This is a genomic window from Flavisphingomonas formosensis (assembly GCF_009755815.1).
Lineage (GTDB): Bacteria > Pseudomonadota > Alphaproteobacteria > Sphingomonadales > Sphingomonadaceae > Flavisphingomonas > Flavisphingomonas formosensis.
This window is the reverse complement of record NZ_WRPK01000009.1, coordinates 176,530-198,268: the sequence shown is the minus strand read 5'-3', so window position 1 is coordinate 198,268 and position 21,739 is coordinate 176,530. Positions and strand designations below refer to the sequence as shown.

At 59.7% G+C, this 21,739-nt stretch carries 19 protein-coding genes and 2 pseudogenes; 16 read left to right on the top strand and 5 right to left on the bottom strand.

Translation table 11 applies throughout. The features are described from left to right. Positions 1-18: 18 nt before the first annotated feature. From GQY20_RS23005 to GQY20_RS22990, 4 genes are all read left to right on the top strand, one after another. Positions 19-2,292: a TonB-dependent receptor gene (locus tag GQY20_RS23005; RefSeq protein ID WP_157219487.1), complete on the top strand. Its 2,274-nt coding sequence runs from the start codon at positions 19-21 to the stop codon at positions 2,290-2,292. A 143-nt stretch (positions 2,293-2,435) separates the two neighbouring features. After that, positions 2,436-3,416, top strand: coding sequence for a cyclase family protein (locus GQY20_RS23000; protein ID WP_157219486.1), 981 nt, complete (start codon positions 2,436-2,438; stop codon positions 3,414-3,416). 18 nt (positions 3,417-3,434) lie between these two features. Then, complete coding sequence (locus tag GQY20_RS22995; protein WP_157219485.1) at positions 3,435-5,204, top strand: FAD-dependent oxidoreductase; 1,770 nt, start codon at positions 3,435-3,437, stop codon at positions 5,202-5,204. Positions 5,205-5,243: 39 nt separating this feature from the next. Further along, positions 5,244-6,092 (top strand): alpha/beta fold hydrolase, encoded by an 849-nt coding sequence (locus tag GQY20_RS22990; protein WP_157219484.1) that lies wholly within the window; start codon positions 5,244-5,246, stop codon positions 6,090-6,092. Here the strand turns inward: GQY20_RS22990 and GQY20_RS33095 are convergent. Beyond that, a complete protein-coding gene (locus tag GQY20_RS33095) occupies positions 6,055-6,420 on the bottom strand; it encodes a helix-turn-helix domain-containing protein (protein ID WP_408641132.1) in 366 nt (121 codons plus the stop codon). The two genes, GQY20_RS22990 and GQY20_RS33095, sit on opposite strands and share 38 nt — an antisense overlap. Before the next feature lie 64 nt (positions 6,421-6,484). Here GQY20_RS33095 and GQY20_RS22980 point away from each other — a divergent pair, with 64 nt between their 5' ends. The 5 genes from GQY20_RS22980 to GQY20_RS22960 all read left to right on the top strand — a co-directional run bounded on the left by GQY20_RS22980 (position 6,485) and on the right by GQY20_RS22960 (position 11,479). Further along, positions 6,485-7,354: an NAD(P)-dependent oxidoreductase gene (locus tag GQY20_RS22980; protein ID WP_269769774.1), complete on the top strand. Its 870-nt coding sequence runs from the start codon at positions 6,485-6,487 to the stop codon at positions 7,352-7,354. Between the two features lie 51 nt (positions 7,355-7,405). Continuing rightward, complete coding sequence (locus GQY20_RS22975) at positions 7,406-8,299, top strand: MBL fold metallo-hydrolase (RefSeq protein ID WP_157219481.1); 894 nt, start codon at positions 7,406-7,408, stop codon at positions 8,297-8,299. Positions 8,300-8,658: 359 nt separating this feature from the next. After that, the gene (locus GQY20_RS22970) at positions 8,659-9,702 is read left to right on the top strand and encodes a ferredoxin--NADP reductase (RefSeq protein ID WP_157219480.1); all 1,044 of its coding nucleotides are present in this window, start codon (positions 8,659-8,661) and stop codon (positions 9,700-9,702) included. 20 nt (positions 9,703-9,722) lie between these two features. Continuing rightward, on the top strand, positions 9,723-10,070 hold the full coding sequence (locus tag GQY20_RS22965; protein ID WP_157219479.1) for an EthD domain-containing protein: 348 nt from the start codon (positions 9,723-9,725) through the stop codon (positions 10,068-10,070). A gap of 299 nt (positions 10,071-10,369) precedes the next feature. After that, positions 10,370-11,479, top strand: a complete 1,110-nt coding sequence (locus GQY20_RS22960; protein WP_157219478.1) for a Rieske 2Fe-2S domain-containing protein — start codon at positions 10,370-10,372, stop codon at positions 11,477-11,479. A 71-nt stretch (positions 11,480-11,550) separates the two neighbouring features. Here GQY20_RS22960 and GQY20_RS22955 read toward each other — a convergent pair whose 3' ends face one another. Genes GQY20_RS22955 through GQY20_RS22945 form a run of 3 tightly spaced genes read right to left on the bottom strand, consistent with a single transcriptional unit; the run spans position 11,551 to position 14,254 of the window. Next, positions 11,551-12,420, bottom strand: a complete 870-nt coding sequence (locus GQY20_RS22955) for an isocitrate lyase/PEP mutase family protein (RefSeq protein WP_198351145.1) — start codon at positions 12,418-12,420, stop codon at positions 11,551-11,553. Between the two features lie 56 nt (positions 12,421-12,476). Continuing rightward, on the bottom strand, positions 12,477-12,983 hold the full coding sequence (locus GQY20_RS22950) for a 3-isopropylmalate dehydratase small subunit (RefSeq protein WP_157219476.1): 507 nt from the start codon (positions 12,981-12,983) through the stop codon (positions 12,477-12,479). Next, positions 12,980-14,254 (bottom strand): 3-isopropylmalate dehydratase large subunit, encoded by a 1,275-nt coding sequence (locus GQY20_RS22945; RefSeq protein WP_198351144.1) that lies wholly within the window; start codon positions 14,252-14,254, stop codon positions 12,980-12,982. Before GQY20_RS22945 ends, GQY20_RS22950 begins: the two co-directional genes overlap by 4 nt. Positions 14,255-14,827: 573 nt before the next feature. Here GQY20_RS22945 and GQY20_RS22940 point away from each other — a divergent pair. Together GQY20_RS22940 and GQY20_RS22935 are read left to right on the top strand one after the other, a co-directional pair. Further along, complete coding sequence (locus tag GQY20_RS22940; RefSeq protein ID WP_198351143.1) at positions 14,828-15,520, top strand: SDR family NAD(P)-dependent oxidoreductase; 693 nt, start codon at positions 14,828-14,830, stop codon at positions 15,518-15,520. A 109-nt stretch (positions 15,521-15,629) separates the two neighbouring features. Then, positions 15,630-15,983 (top strand): hypothetical protein, encoded by a 354-nt coding sequence (locus tag GQY20_RS22935; RefSeq protein ID WP_157219474.1) that lies wholly within the window; start codon positions 15,630-15,632, stop codon positions 15,981-15,983. Between the two features lie 191 nt (positions 15,984-16,174). Here the strand turns inward: GQY20_RS22935 and GQY20_RS22930 are convergent, their stop codons facing one another. Then, positions 16,175-17,068: a LysR family transcriptional regulator gene (locus tag GQY20_RS22930; protein WP_157219473.1), complete on the bottom strand. Its 894-nt coding sequence runs from the start codon at positions 17,066-17,068 to the stop codon at positions 16,175-16,177. A gap of 99 nt (positions 17,069-17,167) precedes the next feature. Between GQY20_RS22930 and GQY20_RS22925 the strand changes: the two genes are divergently transcribed. From GQY20_RS22925 to GQY20_RS22905, 5 genes and pseudogenes are all read left to right on the top strand, one after another. After that, on the top strand, positions 17,168-17,983 hold the full coding sequence (locus GQY20_RS22925; protein WP_157219472.1) for an SDR family NAD(P)-dependent oxidoreductase: 816 nt from the start codon (positions 17,168-17,170) through the stop codon (positions 17,981-17,983). A gap of 609 nt (positions 17,984-18,592) precedes the next feature. Next, positions 18,593-19,456: a helix-turn-helix domain-containing protein gene (locus tag GQY20_RS22920; protein ID WP_157219471.1), complete on the top strand. Its 864-nt coding sequence runs from the start codon at positions 18,593-18,595 to the stop codon at positions 19,454-19,456. 193 nt (positions 19,457-19,649) lie between these two features. Then, positions 19,650-20,410, top strand: a protein-coding gene (locus GQY20_RS22915) for an IS5 family transposase (protein WP_198351142.1) whose coding sequence is annotated in 2 segments (ribosomal slippage) — positions 19,650-19,986 and positions 19,986-20,410 — 762 coding nt in all. Because the reading frame shifts where the segments join, the coding sequence is not laid out codon by codon here. A 42-nt stretch (positions 20,411-20,452) separates the two neighbouring features. Beyond that, positions 20,453-20,793 (top strand): annotated as a pseudogene (locus GQY20_RS22910) (transposase); the annotation flags it as partial. Then, positions 20,792-21,622 (top strand): annotated as a pseudogene (locus GQY20_RS22905) (BamA/TamA family outer membrane protein); the annotation flags it as partial. The pseudogenes GQY20_RS22910 and GQY20_RS22905, both read left to right, overlap by 2 nt. Between the last annotated feature and the right edge of the window lie 117 nt (positions 21,623-21,739).

Genomic DNA, 21,739 nt, shown 5'->3' with positions numbered 1-21,739 from the left:
TTTCGGGGAGAGAGAGATATGAAAGTCACCAATGCTGCTCGCCAGAGCATAAGGTTATCGGGCTCTGCCTCCTTCGCTGCGCTGGCCATCTGCTTCACTGCGACGCAGGCGCAGGCGGAGCAATCGGCCAATGACACTGCGCAAGGCCAGTCAGCCGGCCTTGAAGAGATCGTCGTGACGGCACAGCGCCGATCGGAAAATCTCCAGAAGGTCCCCGTGTCGGTAAGCGCCGTCTCCTCCGATGCATTGGCTTCGGCCGGCATCAGAAACGGCGCGGACCTCGGCCGCATCGTGCCGGCCTTAAGCGTGTTCACGACCAGCGGCGCCGTCCAACCCTTCCTTCGCGGCGTAGGCACCCCCTCGTCGCTGCAAGGATACGAGAGTAGCGTCGCCGTCTATGTCGACGACACCTATATCTCGCGAGTCCCACCCTCGCTCCTTGAGCTTTCCAGCATCGAACGGGTGGAGGTGCTGAAGGGGCCTCAAGGTACGCTGTTCGGCCGCAACGCCAGCAGCGGCCTGATCCGGATCATCACGCGCGACCCATCGCACGATCCCGTTCTGGAAGGGTCCGTCGGTCTGGGCAATTACGGTGCCTTTCAGGGCACCCTTTATGCTTCCACCGGTATCACATCCAATCTCGCCGTCGACGTCTCCGGCCTAATCTCGGATCAGGCGGATGGTTGGGGCCGCAACTTCGGCATCGGCGGCAAGTGGGGCAAGGACACCACGAAGGCAGCCCGTTTGAAGGTGAAATGGGAGCCGACGTCCACAACCTCTGTAATCCTAAGCGCGGACTATACCCACTCCCGGAATAGCTTCATCGCGAATAGCCAGTATAATTATGGGCCCTATCGCGGCTACAGCGAGCCGCCCTACGGCCTCCAGCCTCGGCATGGCTTCTACGATATCGAAACCAACGACCCGCCGATCGTTGTCGAGGAGAATTACGGCTTTTCCGGGAAGATCGCTCAGGACCTTTCCTTTGGGACATTGTCGAGCATCACGACCTATCGGAAGGACACAGGCTACAACGTCTTCGATTCCGATTTCTCGAGCCAGCCGTTCTTGCGAGCAGACCTATACGGATTTACAAAGACCTTTACGCAGGAACTGCAGCTCGCTTCGCGTAAATCGTCGGATTTCACCTGGATTGCGGGCCTTTATTATCTGAACTCCAGAGCGGGCTATCTGCCGTCCCGTTTCACCGGAGATGGAATCGATGTTGCTGCGCCTCTCCTTGGCCTGCCGGCCGGAACACACTTGGTCAGCGACACATATGCGGAAAACAGGAACAAGTCCTACGCCGGCTATGCCCAGGCCACCTATCACGTCACGCCGACCACCGGCGTCACGCTCGGGGCGCGATATACCAAGGACGATATCGCGGGCGTCGGATCTTCGCAAATCTACCCCGTGGGCGGCACACCCTTCACGCTTTCCACGGTGAACGCATCAAGCTCCTTCGAGAAATTCACGTATAAGGCTGCTGTCGACCAGCAGGTGACGCCCGATGTTCTGGTCTATGTCTCGCAGAGCAGAGGCTATAAGGCCGGGTTGTATAACACACTGCCCGTCAACGACACGCCGGCGAAACCTGAAGTTCTTGACGCGACCGAGATCGGCGTGAAGTCGGAATTGTTCGAACGGAAGCTTAGGCTCAATGCCGCCGGCTTCTACTACAAGCTTCACGACGCTCAGTTTCAGCAGTTCAACGGTCCTACGGTTCAGGTGATCAACGCCAAGAGCGCGCGTATCTGGGGCGCTGAAATTGACGGTGTAGCCGTGTTGGCGAGAGGTCTGCAGCTGCGCTTCAGCGGCGGGTACTTGGATACGAAATATACCAGCTTCAATAATGCTCAGACGCCTGTTCCCAATCCCAACACCCATCCCGAACTGGGTCCGGTCGGAGGCTATCTGGACAACCTAGCGCCGTATGATGCGTCGGGGAACCGGATCGTCCGCGCCCCTAAATGGACCGCGAATATTGGCGCAAATTACGAGCTGGAAACCTCCGCCGGCAATTTCAATTTCGACGTCAATTATTCCTATACAGGCAATTTTTATTGGGACGCTGATAATGTTCTCAAGCAGCCTGGCTATGGCCTGCTCGATGCCCAGATCAAATATACCTTCCCGCAACAGGAGCGGTTCTCCATCCGATTGTGGGCAAAGAATCTGACGAAAAGGGAATATTATGTGGCTGAAATTCAGAGCTCCGGCGCGCGAGGATCCTCAGCCATGCCGGGCGCACCACGAACCTATGGCTTCGATTGGCTTTTCAACTTCTAGGCAGGATCGCGGCGGCTGGGCTGCCCGGACAATCAGCGATGCGTCTTTGGCCAGACGACACGCCTCAAAGAATGGCTTTAAAGTCCCGTTTCTACCTGTCATTCCGATGATGACCGGCCGTCACGGGCGAGGAGTATCGGAAAATGTGTGACAAGCACGGGCATGGCGCATCAGGGGGGTCCGAGGTAGGCAAGCTTCTGTCGGACGCGCCGAGCAACTGGGGCCGCTGGGGTCCGACCGACGAGGTGGGATCGCTGAATTTCCTGACCAACCTCGAAGTTCTGCGCGGCGTACGCGCAGTTCGACAGGGAAAGGTGTTCACCTGCGGCGAAGTGATCGGCAACCCGAACGGCGACCCGCTTTGGCCTGGGCGGGCACCGGCCAAGCGCGAGACGATGATCGACAAGGACAGCTATGTTCGCGGCGACCTACCTTCCCTGCCCGGTGGCGCTGAATTCACCGACGATCGCATCGAGATGTTTCTTCAGGGCTCAACCCAATTCGATGCACTGGGACATGTCTGGTATGACGACAAGCTCTGGAACGGCTATCCGTCCAGCGATACCAATGGCGGCCTCAAAAATGCCTCGATCCTTCCGATTTCCGAGCGCGGCGTCGTAGGACGCGGCGTTTTGCTCGACATGGCTGCCTACAAGGGCAAGCCGTTTCTCGACAAGGGCGACCTCCTTCATCTGGAGGATCTGCTCGGCTGCGCCGAACAGCAGCAGGTGAAAATCGAGAAGCACGACATTCTCTGCCTACGCCTTGGCTTCCTCCAATTATTGCGGGTCCAAGGGCCGGAAACTTTCTACAAGGATTTTCTGGAGCCTGGTCTTACCTACTCGCCAGAACTGGTCGCTTGGTTCCACGAAATGGAAATACCCTGTCTGGCGACCGACACGATCTCGAACGAGACCGAACTTGACCCAGCGATCGGCGTCCAGATCCCGCTCCATTGCGCTTTGATGCGGAACCTTGGAATTGCATTCAATGAAGTCTGCAATTTCGAGGAACTCAACAAGGACTGTCATGCCGATGGCCAATGGGATTTCCTCTACGCGGCCGCGCCCCTGAAAGTCACCGAGGCGACCGGCGCTCCGGTCAACGTGCTGGCGATCAAGTGATCGCGTTCCTTTCATCTGGTGCGGCATTCGTCCGCGGTCTGTCGGCACCGCAATCCGCAGAGGATCGGCATGGCTGAAAGTAGCTATGATCTCGTCATCGCCGGATCGGGCGCGGCTGGCCTTTCAGCGGCGATTTTCGCGCAATCCAAGGGTCTACGGGTCGCGATCGTCGAAAAAACCAGCTTGATCGGCGGGACGACATCCTATTCCGGCGGCGTCGTCTGGATACCCAATAGCCGCCAGAACGCCGCGACCGGCCTGCGGGATACGCTCGATGAAGCTGAGCGGTATCTCGACAGCACCGTGAGCACATCGCACGAACGCGAGGCGCGCCGCGAATATCTGGAACGTGGGCCTGAGGCCTTCGCCTGTCTTGAAAGCCTGACGGGCCCTCTGTTCTACGTCCGCGCGATCAACTCACCGGACTATTTTCCGGACGCAGCGGGCGCTTCGCAACAGGGCCGGGCGATGACGCCTCTCAGCGTCGACGGCCGGATATTGGGTGAACGATTCAACGACATTCGCCCTCCCCTTCCAGAGCTTTGCCTGTTCGGCCGGCAGATGCTCGAGCTTATGGATGTCTATCATCTCCTGAACGCCCGTCGGTCTGCCAAATCCGCGCTCCACACCGGCCGCCTTCTATTGCGCGATCTCCGAGATCGTACTCTATATCGCAAATATGGTCGCGGAACACGTCTTACCGGCGGGAATGCGCTGGTAGCAAACCTCTACAGAGCGGTCCTGGAGCGCGGCATCCCCGTGTTTCGCAACAGCCCCATCGTGGAACTGATACGCGAAGGCGAGCGTGTCGCAGGCGTCATCGTAAAGCGAAATGGCATCCGCGAGAAGCTTAGCTCCGCGCGAGGGGTGGTCCTGGCCACCGGCGGATTTCCCTGGAGCAAGGCGCTGCGCGAAATGCACATGGACGAAGCCGAATTCGGATATTCCGCGACCAGTCCGGACAGCACCGGGGACGGCATCGGACTCGCGACGGCGATCGGCGCGAAGTTTGATACGGCGAACGTTGAAGGCGCGTTCTGGACCCCTGTCTCAACCGGAACGCGCAAGGACGGGTCGGTCGCGCGCTTCCCTCATCTCATGGCGGACAGGGCGAAGCCCGGGCTGATCGCGGTCAACAAGTCCGGAGTACGCTTCTTCAACGAGGCGGAAAATTATCATGACTTTGTCCGCGCCATGCTCGGGCGCCTGAAGAACGAGGATCAGCAACCGGTCCACTTGCTATGCGACGCGGCCTTCGTTCGAAAATATGCCTTTGGCGCTGTTCCGCCCCTCGCGTCGGAACGTCGTCGCGCCGTGCGGTCCGGCTATCTCATCGAAGCATCGACCATCGATGAGCTGGCCGACAAGATCGGCGTGGACCGCGATGCTCTCAACGAAACCATCGCCGAGTTCAATCGGGATGCCGAACTGGGTGTGGACACCAAATTCGGTAAGGGCAATAGCGCCTACAACCGATATCTTGGCGATGCATCGAACAAGCCCAATCCCTGTCTGGGGCCGCTCAAAAAGGCGCCCTTCTACGCCATTCGCGTCCATGCCGGCGACATCGGGACAACTTATGGTCTGGCGGCGGACATCCATTCCCGTGTTCTCGATGAGCAGGGGCAGCCAATCGACGGCCTCTATGCCTGCGGCAACGACCGCAATTCCGTGATGGGGGGATTCTATCCGAGCGGAGGAATCACGATCGGCCCCGCCCTCACCTTCGCCTATCTGGCGGTGATGCATGCGGCCCGAGAGGACCTACGCCCCGTCGCCGCCGAATGACGGCTCGCCAACATCAGCCCTCCGAAAGGCCGGACCTCCATGTCAAGCACCTCGTCCCATTTTGCGTTCTATCGCAAGGAGATACTCGTCGACGGGCTCGAGACCAGCTATCTTGAGGCGGGATCCGGCGACCCCGTCATCCTGCTTCATGGCGGCGAGTTTGGCGGCGAGGCCGAAATCTGTTGGGAAGAGACCATTCCCGCGTTGGCCCGGCATTTCCGCGTCCTGGCGCCAGACCTGCTCGGCTTCGGCCGCACGGCCAAGGTTGTTGATTTTGTCGATGGACGGGCTCGCCGGATCCGGCACTTGGCGAGATTTGTGGAGGAGGTAGACGCTGTCGGCGCGCCATGCGTCGGCAATTCGATGGGCGGGATGCTCCTTCTTTTCGACGCTGCCTCGCCGACCCCACGGCTGTCTGCGCGCAAGATCGTGACCATCGCCGGCGGCGGTGCATTGCTTATGGATTCACCCCACACCGAAGCACTGTTCGCCTATGACGGTTCAGTAAAGGGCATGACGAAAATCGTGGAAGCGCTCTTTCACGGCGAGCGCTGGATCACCGACGGCGATTACATCGAGCGGCGCCGCGCAAGCAGCCTCGCGCCCGGCGCGTGGGAAGCCATCGCCGCCGCGCGCTTTCGCCGCCCGGAAGAGTTCCAAGAAGCAAGGGCACCGTCCGGCGGCATCGACTACGCCCGGATTTTCACGGAAACGCTGATCATCGCGGGCGCGAACGACAAGATCAAGCCATCGGGATGGTGGGAAGAACTTACCGGCAAGATGCCGAAGGCCAACATTCTCATCGTCCCCGAAGCAGGCCATTGCGCCCAGATTGAGCAGCCTGAAATCGTCAACGAAGCGCTGATCGCATTTTTGGCTGCAAAATAAGCGTCTCAGTGCTTGAGCGCAGCCGCAGTGAGGCGTGTCGGCGCAGTCTAGGGCTGTCTGCCGTTTCGCACACGCATCCTGAAGGCGAGTGGTGTTTCCCCGTCGCACGCTTAAACGCGCTGCAAAAGGAACTGGCGCCGGAAAGCCCCAGCTGATGAGCAATCTGCTTGAGCATCAGGTCAGTGTTGGCCAGCAATTCGCGAGCGCGCTTGACCCTCTGCTGCTCGACATATCTGTGCACGCTGACGCCAAATATCTGGCGGAAGAGCCCGATTGTGATCGCGCGCCAGGTCCGCCTATATCGTTGGCGGTATTGCGGTTGAGGCACCCGTGCCCAGCTCAGCGGTCAGCTGATTGAAGGCGCTCTCCAGACAAATGCTTCGAGGTTGATAGTGGAACGATCGAACTATGAGACGCAGCGTGTGGGCTATATCGGCCTCGGCAATATGGGCGGCGGCATCGCTACCCACTTGGTGCGCGCGGGCGTGCCGTTGATCGCCTATGACATCAACCCTGACGCAGTGCAGAAGATTGTCACCGCGGGCGGCAAGGGTGCGGAGTCCGTGCGTCAAGTCACGGAGGAGGCTGACATCCTCATCGTCTGTGTACTCGATTCAGCGCAGGTGATGGATGTCGTGGCCGGCACGAACGGCATTCTCGAGCATTCTCGGCCGGGCCAAATCGTCATCATTCATTCGACCGTGATCCCGCAGACGATAGTGCGCGTGGCGGATGCGGCCAGGGAGCGGGGCGTCGAACTGATCGATGCGCCGGTCAGTGGCAGCTTCGACGACCGCCTGAACGGCACGCTGGCCGTGATCGTTGGTGGTGACGAGACGGTGGTCGAGCGCTGCCGTCCGCTCCTTGAAACCATCGGAAACAAGGTGCGGCATGTAGGCCCGTTGGGTAGCGCTGAGGTGGCAAAGCTCGCCAATAATGCCATCATGCATACCACTCGCCTCGCCGCCATCGAGATCATGCGGTTCGCTGCGGCCTATGGTGTTTCGGAGGACATGGTGCGAGCGGTGGCAAAGGTGTGCAGCGCCGATTCCTGGGTGCTCGACAACTGGGGCTATTTCGATGCGCAGACGATGCTCGCGATCGGCGATGATGCACCGCAGATCCGCAACGCGCTGGAGGCGGCAGAGCATCGCGACATCGATCTGCCCCTCTGTCGGGCAACCGCCGACATTGCCCCCTCCATCGAATCCGGCCGACGGCGACAGTTGCAAGCGAGTCGGCCATCCGCCCACGCTGATTAGCGCACCAAAGGTGCGGACGACTTACAACATCCTTTGGGAACGAGTTGCCCAATGATAGCCATCGGCGAGTTGAAGATAGACCGTGTTGACGAGATTTGCGGCGCATTTCTCGGTATGGACGAGTTTCTTGATGGGGTACCTCGCGAGGTTCTTGCGCGGGATCCGGCATGGCGCGCGCGACACGGCGTTGACGCCACTGGAAAGCTTGTCATCAGTGTGCATTGCTGGATCGTCCGAACGGAACACCATGTCATTCTGATCGACACATGTTTGGGCAACGACAAGAATCGCGGCGAGGGCAACGCCGGTCACCGGCTCCAGCTTGACTGGCTCGACCGCCTAGGGGCCAAGGGCCTACGGCCGGAAGACGTCGATTTCGTCATCTGCACGCATCTTCACACCGATCATGTCGGATGGAATACCCGCCTTGTCGATGGCCGCTGGGTCCCAACCTTTCCCAACGCGCGCTACATATTCTCGCGCGCGGAGTATGAGCATTGGCATCCGGAAATCGGCGCGTCAAACTTCCTTGGTCAAGGCATTGCTTTTTTGGACAGCGTTCTTCCGTGTGTGGAGGCGGGGCAAGCCGACATTATCGAGGAAGGCTATTCGATAGACGATCATCTGATGTTGGAGGCCGCGCCGGGGCACACACCCGGCACGTGCATTATCCGCGCCAGCAGCGCAGGCTCGGTCGGATTGTTCGTCGGTGACTGTATGCATTCCCCAATCCAGGTCGCATACCCTGACGTAAATTCGGCTGCCTGCGAAATTCCGACCCAGGCACGCGATACCCGTCGGCGCCTGCTCTCGGAATGCGCGGAGCACGGCCACATGATCCTGCCCGCGCATTTTCCTCCGCCGTTCGCCGGCCACGTAAAGCGAGCAGGCGAGGCGTTCGAATATCTTCCGCTTAGGGGTGACACGGACCGCCGCCATATGTGACACCGGACCAGCTACCCCGCCGTGGGCAGGAGTCCTAACGTAGGTTTTCGAGTCCCCTTAGCCAACTTGGAGAAGGACTCGTCCGGCTGGCAAGGCCCTCTTGTCCGCGAGTCGTGCCGAGCCGCAATGGCGCTGGGCCGCCGCTCGACTTTGTTCGTCCGTCATCCCGTCGCCCGGCAGCCTGCTCAAATAGCTAATGCAGTGCACAGCTTTGGCAAATCTTTACATCTCCCCAGAAGCCCGGAATCGCGGCAACCCTTCAAGTGGCAGAAGACGACAGCTCCGGTGCGTGTGATGCAGGGATTTGGACGGTTGGACCGCCGAGGACATGCTTAGCCCGCAAATTTAGAAAGCCGAAAGTGAGCGCTGATTTCCATCGCCTGGTCATTGAGGACGTCGTCCACGAGACCGAGGATGCCAGATCCTTTTTGCTGAAGGTCCCGGAAGATCTTCGCACGGTTTTCGCATATGGCTCGGGGCAGTTTTTGACCGTGGGCGCGCCCGGTCAGGACGAGGAGCAACACCAGCGCTGCTACTCGTTGTCCAGCGTACACGGCCGCGACGCCGATCTCAAGATTACAGTCAAGCGGGTGCCCCTCGATCCCGTTTCGAATTGGATGATCGATAATCTCAAACCAGGCGACCGTTTGGCGGTCATGCGCCCCGCCGGCCTGTTCACAAGCCGTTGGCCGGATCGCAACCTCGCGTTGTTTGCCGCCGGAAGCGGGATCACGCCGATCATCTCGCTTGCCAAGGATCGACTTCGATCTCACGCATCGGCCAGCGTCTTCCTGTTTTACGCCAATCGCGACGAGCGCTCCGTCATATTTCGGACCGAGTTGTCCGCGCTCGCGCAAGAGTTTCCGGCCCGGTTTCGCGTCATCCACTGGTTGGATAGCGTTCAGGGCCTGCCGTCGCAGACGCAGATCTCCGGCCATGCCTCCGGCTTAGAGAGCAGCGAGTATTTCATCTGCGGCCCCTCCCCGTTTATGGACGCCGTCTCAGCGGCTCTATCCGGCCTGGGCATCGAAAAGGACCTCGTGCATCTGGAGCGGTTCGTCCTTGCTTCCCCTGGCGAGCCGAAGATCGATCGATCGCCCGCGGCGCGTAGCGGCGCCGCTACGAACGGCGGGGATGCAAGTTTGACCGTAATGCTCGACGGGCAGGCGACCACGATCGATTGGAACGCCGGCGAACTGATGCTCGATGCCCTTCAGGCCGCCGGGCTCAATCCGCCCTATTCGTGCCGCTCGGGTTCCTGCGGAGCGTGCATCTGCACGCTGGAGAGCGGCGACGTCGAGATGCGGCACAATGAAGTGCTCGACGAGGCGGATCTGGGGGAGGGCTTGGTGCTCGCCTGCCAATCGGTAGCCCGCTCAAGGCATGTCAAGGTCAGCTTCTGACATCGAGGGAGAATGAAATCATGTTCAAGCTATTGGCCTTTCTATCGCGCAAGCCGGGCATGTCGCCGGACGAATTTCAGGCATATTACGAGACGCGGCATGTCGAGGTAATCAACGAGGTCGCTCCCGGGATTCCCGTTTACCGGCGCAATTTCCTGCAATTGAACGACCCGCAGAACCGCAATGCAGACCAGATCAACTTCGACGTGGTCACGGAGATGGAATTCCCTGACCGGGAGTCGTTCCAGCTTTGGGCCAAGAGTTTCGCGGCGCCTGGCGCCGCCGAGCGCGTTGCTGAAGACGAAGCGCAATTCATCGATCGAGACCGTATTCGCGTCTGCGTTGTCGAGGTCTCGGAGAAGGATTGACGGCCGCGCACAATGGCTGCGGCCCGCACACGAAGGAACGGAGTTCGATGGAATGCCTTGCGGAGAACCGGTGTCCCCGCAGTCGGGCACAGTTGCACGGTCCGCCCTTGAAAGGCCACTGCTTCCGGATCGGGAGGCGTATCCCCTGTAGCAGCATCGCAAAACGAAATTCATGCGCTGATCGGCAAATCATTTCCGCTTCCGGTGCGCGACGGGGCCGTTAGCCTCGTCGCTAAATCATTAGGGAACCGGGGGCCTTCCGCAACCTCGGCTTCCCTGTGGGAGAGAGGATAGTTTAATTGGACAAAGCTGCACCAGAACGGGGACAGCTCGCCGGCAACGAGCCTCCCCGACGTTATGCCCGGGGTTGGCACTGCCTGGGTCTTTCAGCACCGTTCAAGGACGGCCGGCCCCATACGCTGGAGATCTTCGGAACCAAGCTGGTGGCGTTCGAGCAGGCGGACGGCCGCATGGCCGTTCTGGACGGTTATTGCCCGCACATGGGCGCCGACCTCGGCACCGGTGCCATTATCGAGGGCACCGTCGCCTGCCCGTTTCACGGATGGCAGTGGAACGGCAAGGGCGAATGCGCGCACATCCCCTATTCGCCTCGCATTCCGCGCAAGGCCAAGACGAAGTCCTGGCCGGTGATGGAGCAGAACGAGCAGTTGTTCGTCTATCACGATCCCGAGCAGAAGCAGCCGCCTTCCGAAGTGGCCATTCCCGCGATCGACGCCGTGGTGAACGGCGAGTGCACCCCCTGGGAGTGGCAGACCATCCACATCCCCGCCAACTGCCGCGAACTCATCGACAACGTCGCCGATGCGATGCATTTCAAGCTCGTCCATGGACTGGAAGGGACTCGCTTCGTAAATGTCTTCGAGCGGCACATGGCCACCCAGAGCGGCACCTTCCAAGCGCTGAGCGCGGACGATGGGCGGGGGAACAACGACGGGACGGCGGCTTTCTCGTTCGAAAGCACGGCAACCTATTATGGTCCGGCATATATGATCGTCAGTCAGACGGTCGATCATCTCGGTAAGCCCGTCGAGCTCTATCTGATCAACGCTCATTACCCGATTACGCCGAACAGCTTTGCGCTACACGTCGGCATCACCACGCGGCGCATCGAAGGCGTCTCCACGGACGAGAGCATCGCGCTCGGTCGGGCGGTAGCGAAGGCGGCCGTCGACACATTTCTCCAGGATGTCGGCATCTGGCAGACCAAAGCCAGAATAGACGCTCCGGTGCTCACCGAATTTTGCGGGCCGATCTATCAACTCCGCCGCTGGTACGAGCAATTCTATGTCGACGCGGCGGACGTGGTACCTGCGATGACCGACAGGTTCGAATACGAGGTCGACCTCCGAACGCCCAACCAGATGCTCAATGCGGCGGCCCGGTCCTGACCGTTTTCCCTCATCGATCGCCGTTAGGAACGCGTCCGATAAGATCGCCAGCGTCTTAAAACGAATCCACGTCAGTCTCCAAGCGAGGCAGAATATCGCTCTTCGATCGCGGCGAAGGCGTCGAGGCGCGCCGCACGCATGAGTTCCAGCGGGCTGGTGTAAGGCCCGCCATTACGGGCCCAATATGCGCGGTCACTGCCGGTCTCGTGAATGGTCTTGAACAGATCGGCCATGGCATTCGCCGCAGCGCTAAGCGCGCTTGCCGCGTACATGGTGAATGCATAACCGGCATCGGCAAGGTCGTCGGTGGTGTAGCCGGCGGGCGGGCTGCCGCCCATGTTCATCACGGGCCCGTCGATGGCCACGATCATCCTGCGTGCCCATTCCATCTGCTCATCCGCGGGAAGGCTGAAATAGGATTGCCCCTCCACCTGCATGATGACCGGCATGACCATGTCCGCGCCTTCCTCCAGAAAGAGGTTGGAGCGGTCGATAACCTCCTGGAAGGAGATGGTGTCCGCATCCGTGCGGGCCACGATGACGAAATCGGGATCGGTTCTGGCGTCGAGCGCGGCTTTTAGCCTGTCGATCGCCTCTCCCCGTCCGACCACCTTGCGGCCAGCCAGCAGCGGACAATGTTTGGGCAACGCCTGATCCTCGATATGCACGCCGGCAATGCCCGCCCGCTCCATTTCCCGGATCGTGCGGCCGACGTTCAGCACGCCGCCGAACCCGGTGTCGATGTCAGCGAGAATCGGGATATTGGTCGCCTCGGCCATGCGGGCGGCATGGCCGCAAATCTCCGTCATTGACATCAGCCCCAAGTCCGGAGCGCCAAGTTGCGACGCCTCGACGCCCAGCCCGGTCATATGGATTGCGCGAAACCCCGCCAGTTGCGCCAAACGCGCGGAAAATGCATCGAAACAGCCTGCGGCAACCACCAAGCCGACCGCGAGCTCATGTCGGAGCATAGAGGTCATTTTCACCGAGCGCGCCCTTATGCCACGCGCGCGAGCGCCCAGTCGAGCGCATTCCCGGCTGCAAGGATATCGCGAACGAGCTGGGGCACCGGCTGAAACCGTCGGCTTTCTCCCGTCGTTTCGTTCTGCGCCTCTCCGGAGGCAAGGTCGATGCGCAGCCGGTCTCCGTCATTCACGAAGTCGCCGATGCCCGGCAATGGCCATATCGGATAGCCTTGGTCGATCGCCGCACGTTGAAAGAGAGCATTGACGCTTTCGCAGAAAAGAGCCGCGATACCTGCATATTTGCACGCCATGATCGCACTCGTGTAATAATGCGCATGGCCGGTCCCGAGGCGCGATCCGGCAACGATGATATCGCCCGGTACAAGCTTCTGGAGAAACTCCGGATCGACATTTTCGAGCAGGTGTTTGGCGCAGCCGTCCCAGTCATGGCTCATGCCAAGTTTGTCATAGTCCGCTGAAACGATGTCGGTCGCTCCAAGATTGTCGCCATATTTCCAAGCTCTGCCCTGCACAATCATATGAGCGCTTCCTCGGGTGCCGGCAGCCTCGCCGGGTCGATGATCCTGCCGGCAACGGCGGATGCCGCCACCACCGCGGCATTGGCCAGGATTATCTCGGACTCCTTGCTGCCCATTCGACCGCGAAGCGTCTCGACCGACGTGGAGATGCAACGCTCTCCGTCGCTCAATTTTAGCGGTGAAAGATTGCCACTATAGCAGGCGCCGCAACCCGGTTGGGTGACAGTGGCGCCGGCGTCGACCAAGTCCTGCAAAATGCCGGTCCGGCTCGCTTCGCAATAGGTTTCAGCCGAAATCGGCGTAACCACCAGCCTCACTGTCGGATGCACCTGGCGCCCGCGCAGAATGTCGGCAGCCAAGGCGAGGTCTGACAGGCGTCCGCTGGAACAGGACCCCACATAGGCGGCATCGACCGCCAGGCCCATGACATCGTCCAGCGGCCGAACCAGCTCGATCTGGTCAGGGCCAGCGACAAGCGGCCGAATGCATGAAAGATCATATTCGAAATGCGCGACATATTCCGCATCGGGGTCCGCCTCGACAGGAGCGAACGCTTCGCGCGCGCGCGGTTGGATATAATCGAGGAGAACCTCGTCAGCCGGGAAGATGATCGTCAGCGCGCCGATCTGCACGGAGCCGTTGGCGATCGCCAGGCGCATGTCCATTGACAAGTTCAGGACACCGGGGCCGTCGAATTCGATTACGCGCCCCTGCGCCACTTCCCCAAGATCGGCGATCAGACGATAGACAAAATCCTTGCCGTTGACTCCCCTGGGGAAGGCGCCGGTCAACGTGATGCGAATGCATTCCGGCACGATCATCCACATATCGCCGGTAATGATGATAGGATCCACCCCGAACAATGCAGGCAAAGCTAGGCAGTTGGTTGCGCCCATCGTCGAGCTCTGGGTGTCTGCGCCGATGCAGACCGTACCGGGAAGCGCCCAGCCATGCTCCACGGGAATCTGATGCGATATGCCGTTTCGACCCAGATCGTAGATATTTTCCTCAGGAATTCCCTGCTCCTTTGCGAAGCTCCTGATCTTGGGATGCTCCGTGACGGCCTGCACCTTCATCCAGTCAGGCTGGAACATATGGTCGAAGCAGAAGATGATCTTCTTGGGATCCCAGACCTTGAGCCCCCTGTCCCTGAAGGTGTCGATGAATGTCTGGCCGTCCAGGCATGTCAGAAAGCTAATTTTTGCGAGCACCGCGTCTCCGGCGGAAACATCTTCAGCGCCGCTGGCCCGGGCCAAAATTTTCGCTGTCATGGTCGACCCCATAGGCCTGACTCCCGTCCAAAATCTTCAGCACATCTTCTGCGACCTGAAAGGTACGACAGCGCAAGGCATGTGGGGACGGAACTTCTTTGCATAGCCGCTCATCTTTGTCGCAGTCGGGGCATCCGGGCGCTCCGGACTGTGCGGAGCTTGTGTCTGGCTAAGGTGCGCACCTTGCTCGACAAAGCACCGCCAGTGCGGAGGTATTTCTTCAGGCTCAGTCTGTCGGACGGGCGTGAACTAAAAACTTCTCCTAATAAGGCTAATGAGTCGCGAGCGGTAGTCGTTCACTTTGATAATACCAATATCGATTCGAACGCCGTCATCGTATCGGCTCTTGAAAGAGTACTTCTTTCGCTGACGTTTACGAGGAGCTTAGCGCTCGCTCGTCGGCCGGCCTGCGATTGCCGACCGCGTCTTCGCGGCGGCTTCTTACTCGCCGGCCTTGCCACGAAATGCGGCGAGCGCGCGAGAGCGGAAGCCTCGATCCAAGCCCATTTGGCGACGGATCGTTTGGGCGGCTGGCCCTGCCTTCCGCCTGCCCCATGAAGGAGGAGTTTCGATTTGTATCGCTTCGACGGAAAAACTGTGCTGATTTCGGGCGCTGCGCGCGGCCAAGGCTCTTCACACGCGCGAGCATTCGTTGCGGAAGGAGCCAACGTCTTGCTCGCCGACATCCGCGAAGAGCGCGGTCGCGCCCTCGCCGAGGAGCTCGGCGAGAATGCTGCCTTCATAAAACTTGATGTACGCATCCCCGGCGATTGGGACGCAACCGTGCGCGAGGCCGAGAGCCGCTTCGGATCGGTGTGCGTGCTGATCAACAATGCGGGAATACTTGCGCCTGCGGTGGCTATTGCCGACAGTGATCCGGATGACTGGAACGAGGTCATCGCCAGCAACCTGACAGGACCTTATCTCGGGATCAGGGCGGTTGTACCGTCGATGCGCAAAGCGGGAAGTGGCGCGATCGTCAATATAGCATCCACCTCGGGCCACGTCGGCACGGCTATGCTCGCGTCTTACGTATCCAGCAAATGGGGCGTTCGCGGGTTGACGCAGACTGCGGCAATCGAGCTCGCCCGCGATCGCATTCGGGTGAACTCGATCAGTCCAGGCGTCATCAACACCCCGCTGATTACCACCGCGCTCCGACCTGGCGAGGCTCCGGTGAGCGATCACTTTTCTGCTGATCCGTTCGCAATTCCGCGGATGGGCGAACCGGAAGAAGTGACGAAACCCGTGCTCTTCCTTACCTAGGAGAACGCAGCGTTCATTACCGGTTCCGACTACGTTGTCGATGGCGGAATGCTTTTCGGTTCGCTCCCGAGCGCGGAATGAAGCAAAACCCTGCGAACGGAGCCGAAAGATGATCGTTATCGGCGAGAACTCAGTGGGCGACGCACGCGACGTCGAGGCGATCATCGAGGCACTACGCGACGCCGGCCGTGCGGTTGAGCGAAGCGATCCAGATGGAGTGGCCGCAATGTTCGATCCAGGTGACGAAGCGACTATCTTCGACTTCCTGGCACCTGGCATATGCGGGGTGGAAGACATCCGGCGCAACGTCGCTGGCATAGCGCAAACGGCGGTCGGCGAGGTTGTTTGCACCTACCCCAAGGTAACCGTTCGGACGCGCCAGACATCGCCTACTCCGTGTCCTATTCCGAGATCGATATCAACAGCAAGGATGGCTCTCGTGTCCATGTTCATGCTGCCGTGACCGATATCTGGCGGTGGAGAGACGGCCGATGGCTCTGCATCCATGAGCACAGCTCACTGCCCGTCGATGTCGCCACTGCCAAAGCGGAATTGTTGCAGCCGATTTAGCATTCGCGTCCGTTGGAAATCGGCACCTTGGCCGCATGAGGCGTCTCCCCCTCCCCATGCGCATCAGCGCTTGGGAAATGCCCGTCATGAAAATTTGCTTGCCCGAAGCGCGTCCTTAAACAGCTCGAAGGCCGTCGTGCCCTGCCGATCAGGATAGTAGAGATGGTAGCCGGCAAACCGCTCGCACCAGGGTTCGAGCAGTCGGGTTAGACGACCGTCGGCTATAGGAGCCGCGACCACATCCTCCAATATGTATAGGACACCGAACCCCTCTACGGCCGCGGCCACAAGCAGGTTGGCGTCATTGAACACCGGGCCACGGCCTGGCGCGACGGTTACAGAGTGTCCGTCTCGCTCGAACGACCAAGGTGATAGATCGCCGCTGGCGTCGCGATAGGCGATACAGCGATGGCCCGTGAGTTCCATGGGCTCCTTCGGCGCCGCATGGCCATCCAAATAGGCGGGCGAGGCCACTACTGCGACGCGAAGCGGAGATCCTATCGGCACCGCGATCATGTCCTTTTCAAGTCGTTCTCCCAGCCGGACTCCCCCATCGTATCGGCCCGCAACGACGTCGGTCATAGCATCATCCACGCACAGCTCAACTTCGATGCCGGGATGAAGGCGCATGAAGGTCGGAAGCATTGGCCACAATACTGTGTCTGCAGCGTGTTTACCCGTCGTGATGCGGACGGTGCCAATTGCCGCACCACGATCCTGCGATAGTGCCCCGATTTCTTCGTCCAAGCCTTCGAGTGCCGGTGTCAAGGTCGCAAGCAGGCGTACGCCCGCAGCCGTCGGCGCAACGCTGCGCGTCGTGCGAGAGAGCAGGCGGAAGCCTAGCTCGCCTTCCAAGCGCTTCATGGTCTGGCTCAACGCCGACTGCGTTACTCCCAATCGCTTCGCGGCGCGCGTGAAGCTGCGATCGGCGGCAATAGCCGCGAAGATGGCGAGGTCGGCGAGCTGATCCGGACGCATTGATAATCCCTGCTACTGGGCCATATTATCTATTAGCCCGTTAACTCGACAAATTAGCATACCTAAATAGAACAAAACAATCTTAGCTAGGAACAGACTATGAGTCAGATATGGTTGGTGACGGGAGCAAGCCGAGGGTTAGGACGCGAGATCGCACGCGCAGCCCTCGATGCAGGCAAGATCGTTGTGGCAACGGCCAGGTCCGCCGATGCGGTGCTTGACGCATTCGGGAGTGAAAATGATCGCCTGCATCCACGCACGTTGGATATTACGGACGCCGAGACCGCAAAATCGGTTGCGGCTGAAACCGTCGCGCGGTTCGGTGCGATCGACGTGTTGGTCAACAACGCCGGCTACGCCGAGCTTGGTTTTTTCGAGACATTCACCGACGCCGCAGTCCGGAGGCAATTCGAGGTGAACCTGTTCGGTACCATGAACGTTGCGCGCGCAGTAGTTCCTCACATGCGCGAGCGGCGCTCAGGCCTCATTGTCACCATCTCGTCAGTCAGCGGGCTGGTCTCAAACGGTGGGGGCGCCGTATACTCGGCTTCCAAGTTCGCAGTCGAGGGATGGATGGAGGGCTTCGCGCAGGAACTGGCGCCTTTGGGCGTCCGCTCACTCCTTGTCGAGCCGGGGATGCTTCGGACCGACTTCATGGACAGCAAGTCGGCGAGCTTTGGCAGCATTGAGATCCCAGACTACGCTGAAGCGATCGCGCAATATCGTGCATTCGTGGACGGAGCTAACGGGAATCAGCCGGGCGACCCGAAGGAACTGGCGGCTTGCATCGTAACCCTTGCTTCGCAGGACAAGGCGCCGGCGCGGCTCGTGTTCGGCAACGATGCCCGACAGTGGGCTACCGCAAAGATGGATCATCTGCGAGAAGAGATCGCCCACTCCGTTGATAAGATCTGAAACGGCACCAAGATGACCCATCAGCAACGCTGGTGCAATCAGCGTGCCTCGCTGCGGTAAGGGATCATGGCGGGGGATTCGGTAATTGAGAGGGTAATTCATCAGATGCCGAGTTGGAGCGCGGTCCGCGCCAACGACCGGGAGGTCATCGCGTCCAGCTCGTGTTCGCAAAGAGAACAAATCCGGCAGGAGGTTTGCAATTCACGCATTTTGGATTTAGACGTTAGAAGACAGGACACCTGTGAATCCATGGTTCACAGCGTGTCCCCGACCAACAATGTTGGCGGGATCAAGGCAGCGAGCGCCAGCTTGGGTTGCCGTCGGCCCCGTCGAAGGGACCGGTATGGCGAACGAAAATGTTCCACCTGAAGCGTGTCGAAGATTGCGCCCATTTTTCCTGAATGACGCGCTTCATAACCGACGGTTGGAGGTGGCTGTTGGCAGCGGGTTTCGCCTGCCAGGCCGCCGCGCCCTTGTTCCAGTCGGAGAAAGCTGATCCGGCACGGAACAAGGCTCAGGTCGGACCCCGACATTTAAACGGGATCGGCCACGCTCGCGTTGAACGATCTAATAAGCGCAAGAGCGCAGAAAACAGATAGGAGTGGCCTGATGGTAGCAAGGACGAGCAACGTTACCGGTGAGATGAAGCTACCTGGTCTCAACGTTCAGGTTCTCGACTATCGTTGGGACGTGGACGAAAGCATATCCGAATGTGAGGATGACTTCATCCTTCGGTATCGTCCCCATCCGGGCCAAGTCAGCGTCGCTGCTCATATGAAGGGCGGGAAGGTGCAGGATTACGGGCCCTTGATGTTTTTTCCGGCCCATACGCAAACGGAGACCACTCCAGCAAAGATGAGTGAGCGCACCCGCAATGTGATGTGCCGTTTCACGGACGATTGGTTTCAGAGGGTGTGGATCGATCGTCATGATTGGACAGCGGCTGATTTGGAACGTTGCTATAATATGCACAATTTCCGGATCGAACATGCGATGCAAAGACTGTCCGCAGAGGTGACTTCGCCGGGATTCGGCAGCGACCTAATGGTGGAATCGCTCGCCAACCTTGTTGCAGTGGAGATCGCGCGCTATTTCCGTGATCGCTGCAGCCCGAAGCGGATTCGAACGTACGAGGGACAGTTCTCAGCCAGAGAACTGACGAATATCTACGACTATATAGACAGCGCGATAAATCGGTGCCCAACAACCGAAGAAATTTCCAGGGAATGCGGAATAAGCTCAGCGCACCTACGGAGATCTTTTAAAAAGACCACTGGGCTGACGCTTCACGAATATGTCGCTCGAACCCGGCTGAGCAAAGCGCAGACAATTCTTGCGGAGACAGATCTGCCGCTGAAAGAAGTCGCCTACCGGCTGGGCTTTACCAGTTCGAGCACCTTCTCCTCAACTTTCCGAAAGGATTCCGGCGAAACCCCCAGCGGCTACCGCCAGAGGCTTCGAAAGGGCAACTAACGTCGAGCACAGCCATCCAACAAGGGATCCGTGAGCCGGCAAGAAAAGGCTGTCCTCCGCCTACCCCGTTTGTTAGGGCTCGTGACGTGACCCCCTGATTTTCCTCTAAGAGTGATTAGGGCGCGAACTCATAAATTGGGTTGAGCTCTGAGCCTTGGCGTGATTCAGCTTTCCTCTGGGAATGGAGGGATGCATGGCACGCCGGCGATATGAACTGACGGACAAGGAATGGCTGATCATCGAGCCATTGCTGCCCAACAAGCCGCGTGGTGTGCCTCGGGTTGACGACCGGCGTGTCCTGAACGGCATTCTCTGGCGTTTCCGCTCAGGTGCACCTTGGGCGGAAATTCCGGAGCGCTACGGCCCCTCGACCACCTGCTACAATCGGTTCGTCCGCTGGCGGAAGGCGGGTGTATGGGACCGGCTGTTGGCAGCGGTTTCCGCCGGGTTCAACGGCGAATTAGTGATGATCGATTCCACCTGCATGCGCGTCCACCAACATGGTGCGACGGGCAAAAAAGGGGATCTGGAGATCATCGCATGGGACGTTCCCGGGGCGGCCTTACAACCAAACTCCACGCTCTTGTCGATGCTGATGGACGTCCAGTCAGCCTGAGACTGACGGGCGGCCAGATCCACGATGCCTGTGAGGCTGAAGCACTGATCGAGGCCATTCCGGAGGGCGCAACCCTCCTTGGCGACAAAGGTTATGACAGCACCGCCATCCGCGATGTGGCTGCGGCCAGGAACATCTGGGCAAACATTCCCAACCGGTCCAACCGCAAGCAACGTTTCGGCTTCTCGTCTTGGCTCTACCGCCAGCGGAACCTCGTTGAACGTTTCTTCAATCGCATCAAACAGTTCCGCGGCATCGCCACTCGATACGAAAAGAATGCTGCCAACTATCTCGCCGCCATCAAGCTCATCTGCGTGAGGCTGTGGTGCAATGCGTAATGAGTCCGCACCCCAGCGTCCGGCCTGATAGAAGGACGGACGATGAAGCGTATGCGATTCACGGAAGAGCAGATCATTGCGGTGCTGAGGGACGCCGAGGCCGGTGCCAAGACCGGAGACTTGGCCCGGCGTGACGGTGTCTCGGAAGCGACGATCTACAACTGGAAGGCCAAGTATGGCGGTCCGGAGGTGTCCGAGGCGAAGCGGCTGCATGCGCTCGAGGATGAGAACGCCAAGCTGAAGCGCCTGCTGGCCGATGCCATGCTGGACAACGCAGGCCTGAAGCACCTTCTTGCAAAAAATTGGTGACGCCCGCTGCCAAGCGAGAGGCGGTCGCTCGTCTCCAGGCGGTCCTGGGGATGAGCGAGCGGCGGGCGTGTCGATGCGCTCGGCAAACGCTGGACGTCCTCGCTCGGCTACAGTCTCGTTTACGACAATCTGAACAACCGCGTCAGGCCGAGCCACGGCCGCCGGGTCATCCTCAGCCAGGATTTTGCCGGGCTCGGCGGAGATACGCGCTACGTCCGCACGACGCTCAGCGCCAAGCAATATTGGGGACTTGGCAGCGGCTTCATCCTGTCGGCCAGCGTCGAAGGCGGCGTGATCTTCGGCCTCGGCCAGGATGTGCGGCTGACCGATCGCTTCCTCCTCGGCGATCCGCAGATGCACGGCTTCGACATCCGCGGCGTCGGTCCGCGCGTCATTCGCCACTATACGGATTCGAGCGCGGGCACTGACAAGACCAGCGATTCGCTCGGCGGCAAGAAATATTATCAGGGCCGACTGGAGATGGAGATTCCGCTCGGCGCTGGTGCGCGAGAGCTGGGCCTCCGTCCGTCGATCTTCGCCGACGTTGGCGCGCTTTGGGACACGAAGTTCAGCACCAGCGACTTGCTCACCAATCCGACGACCTATACGCGCGACATTTATAACAAGCATGGCAAGGCGCAGTGCTACAACAGCAGCACCGGCGACGTGACCGAGCGTCCGAGCAGCGGCTGCGCCAGCGGCACCGTCAATTATACGCAGACGGTCTATTCCTTCTATGAGGAATATGCCGGCGATTCACCCAAACCGCGCCTTGCTATTGGTTTTGGCGTGAACTGGAATTCGCCTTTCGGCCCCTTCCGGATCGATATCTCGAAAGTGCTCCTGAAGGTGAAAGGCGACGATACCAAGCTCTTCAGCTTCAATGTCGGGACGCAGTTCTGACAGTCCAGCAGCTGACTGAAATCGTCGTCCCGATCTGGCGATAGAGGTGTTTTTGGCCCCATTTCGCCCTTGATGCTGCCATCATCGCGCAGGCCAGCTCAGCCATCCCGGAGACTT

Coding starts and splice junctions, on each gene's coding strand:
- GQY20_RS23005 (WP_157219487.1), top strand. CDS start 19: ATGAAAGTCACCAATGCTGCTCGCCAGAGCATAAGGTTATCGGGCTCT.
- GQY20_RS23000 (WP_157219486.1), top strand. CDS start 2,436: ATGTGTGACAAGCACGGGCATGGCGCATCAGGGGGGTCCGAGGTAGGC.
- GQY20_RS22990 (WP_157219484.1), top strand. CDS start 5,244: ATGTCAAGCACCTCGTCCCATTTTGCGTTCTATCGCAAGGAGATACTC.
- GQY20_RS22975 (WP_157219481.1), top strand. CDS start 7,406: ATGATAGCCATCGGCGAGTTGAAGATAGACCGTGTTGACGAGATTTGC.
- GQY20_RS22965 (WP_157219479.1), top strand. CDS start 9,723: ATGTTCAAGCTATTGGCCTTTCTATCGCGCAAGCCGGGCATGTCGCCG.
- GQY20_RS22950 (WP_157219476.1), bottom strand. CDS start 12,983: ATGATTGTGCAGGGCAGAGCTTGGAAATATGGCGACAATCTTGGAGCG.
- GQY20_RS22945 (WP_198351144.1), bottom strand. CDS start 14,254: ATGACAGCGAAAATTTTGGCCCGGGCCAGCGGCGCTGAAGATGTTTCC.
- GQY20_RS22935 (WP_157219474.1), top strand. CDS start 15,630: ATGATCGTTATCGGCGAGAACTCAGTGGGCGACGCACGCGACGTCGAG.
- GQY20_RS22930 (WP_157219473.1), bottom strand. CDS start 17,068: ATGCGTCCGGATCAGCTCGCCGACCTCGCCATCTTCGCGGCTATTGCC.
- GQY20_RS22925 (WP_157219472.1), top strand. CDS start 17,168: ATGAGTCAGATATGGTTGGTGACGGGAGCAAGCCGAGGGTTAGGACGC.
- GQY20_RS22920 (WP_157219471.1), top strand. CDS start 18,593: ATGGTAGCAAGGACGAGCAACGTTACCGGTGAGATGAAGCTACCTGGT.